This is a genomic window from Okeania sp. SIO2C9 (genome assembly GCF_010672455.1).
GTDB lineage: Bacteria > Cyanobacteriota > Cyanobacteriia > Cyanobacteriales > Microcoleaceae > Okeania.
In genome coordinates this window covers 1-1,359 of sequence record NZ_JAAHGO010000236.1, presented here as the reverse complement: position 1 = coordinate 1,359, position 1,359 = coordinate 1, and the positions used below count along the sequence as shown (strand labels likewise).

The following is a 1,359-nucleotide window of genomic DNA, read 5'->3' as shown; positions in this document are numbered from 1 at the left end:
AGGTTAAGGCACAATAACCATGTCTATAATTAGTGAAATTGTTGATCGAGTGCTTAAATCAGGATATTTAAGCACAGAAACTGAAGAGCAAATGAGACTAATATTTACACTTAGGCATAATCTAGAAGATATAGAAGCTTTAACTCGCCTACAACAAGCTGCTAGCTCCGGTAGAGTTAGACAACAATCACGGCAATTTTGATATCCTTCCCCAGTAATTAGGATACCCGCCGCGCTATAGTGCTATATCGGTTGGCGGCGGGCATAGATCAAAAGCTGTAGCGCTCTTGGGCCCAAGGTTCTCCTCGATGGTGATAACCGTTACGCTCCCAAAACCCTAATTCTTCATGATCGAGAAATTCTAAGCCATTAATCCACTTCGCACTTTTCCAAGCATAAAGGTGAGGAACCACTAGTCGCAGAGGACCACCATGTTCAACTGCTAGAGGTTCCCCAAACAAGGTGTGAGCAAAAAAGTTTTCTTCTCGAACCAAGTCCTCAAGAGCTATATTAGTGGTGTAATCACCATAGCAATGTTCCATGACGTGAGTAGCTTTCGGGTCTACTTCCAGTTGGCTCATCAAGTCAGTAACCCTGATACCTCTCCATTTGACATCAAGTTTTGACCAGCGGGTTACACAGTGGAAGTCAGCTGTGAAATCATGCTGGGGCATTTCCATAAAGTCTGACAAGCTAAAAGTCTTAGTTGTGACTAGACCCCAAACGCGAAATACCCAATCCTCAGTGTTAATTTGGGGAATCTGACCATAGGTTAGCACGGGAAAGCCTTTGCTCAGACGTTGACCGGGAGGAACACGATCGCTTTGTTCAGGTTCTGGTTTGCGGAAAAACTTTCCGAGCATACTCTTCAATTATAAAGGGGGTTTGAGTTACTAATCAAAGCGTAGCGCCAACTTTTGCATCCAGGAGTAAATTTTTTCAATTCTAGGTTTCCTCGTCTTCTTCATCCTCATCTGTAGGATAGACAAAGGTAGAACGTCCGCTTAAGACCGACTTACCCAAAGAGATCGCTTTTTGAGCTTCAAGTGCTGCTTTGCGTCTCCAGTTGCTCCGGCGTTGGTCTCGTTTAGTTTTTGAAGTTTTCTTCTTAGGAACAGCCATGCTCGTAAGTTCTAAAATTTTAGACAGCCTTTCTATTCTATTGTCTCATTTACCAATTGAGTTGGTGAGGCAATGGTTGCAGATTGAGACAGAAGCTAGCTAGTTAGTCGGTACATTTGGTGCTTCTCGCTCTGAGGGAGACTCTTGAGATGAAGGCGTATTTGTCTCCGGTGCTGGTGGTAACTCATCAGTAGTTGTCTCTGGTATAGCTTCCGGTGCTGGTGGTAACTCGTTAGA

General features: G+C 44.0%; 3 protein-coding genes. 1 reads left to right on the top strand and 2 read right to left on the bottom strand.

Annotation, left to right across the window (positions count from 1 at the left end):
- The first annotated feature begins 19 nt into the window (after nt 1-19).
- A complete protein-coding gene (locus F6K23_RS40615; protein ID WP_293166893.1) occupies nt 20-202 on the top strand; it encodes a hypothetical protein in 183 nt (60 codons plus the stop codon).
- Between the two features lie 67 nt (nt 203-269).
- On the opposite strand, the gene F6K23_RS40610 is transcribed toward F6K23_RS40615, so the two are convergent.
- A complete protein-coding gene (locus F6K23_RS40610; RefSeq protein WP_293166891.1) occupies nt 270-863 on the bottom strand; it encodes a sulfite oxidase-like oxidoreductase in 594 nt (197 codons plus the stop codon).
- 82 nt (nt 864-945) lie between these two features.
- Nucleotides 946-1,122, bottom strand: coding sequence for a 50S ribosomal protein L32 (rpmF, locus tag F6K23_RS40605; protein WP_293166889.1), 177 nt, complete (start codon nt 1,120-1,122; stop codon nt 946-948).
- Nucleotides 1,123-1,359: the final 237 nt, after the last annotated feature.

What these genes read in the sequence shown, in the direction of transcription:
- F6K23_RS40610 (WP_293166891.1), bottom strand. Translation starts at nt 863, where the DNA reads ATGCTCGGAAAGTTTTTCCGCAAACCAGAACCTGAACAAAGCGATCGT.
- rpmF (WP_293166889.1), bottom strand. Translation starts at nt 1,122, where the DNA reads ATGGCTGTTCCTAAGAAGAAAACTTCAAAAACTAAACGAGACCAACGC.
- F6K23_RS40615 (WP_293166893.1), top strand. Translation starts at nt 20, where the DNA reads ATGTCTATAATTAGTGAAATTGTTGATCGAGTGCTTAAATCAGGATAT.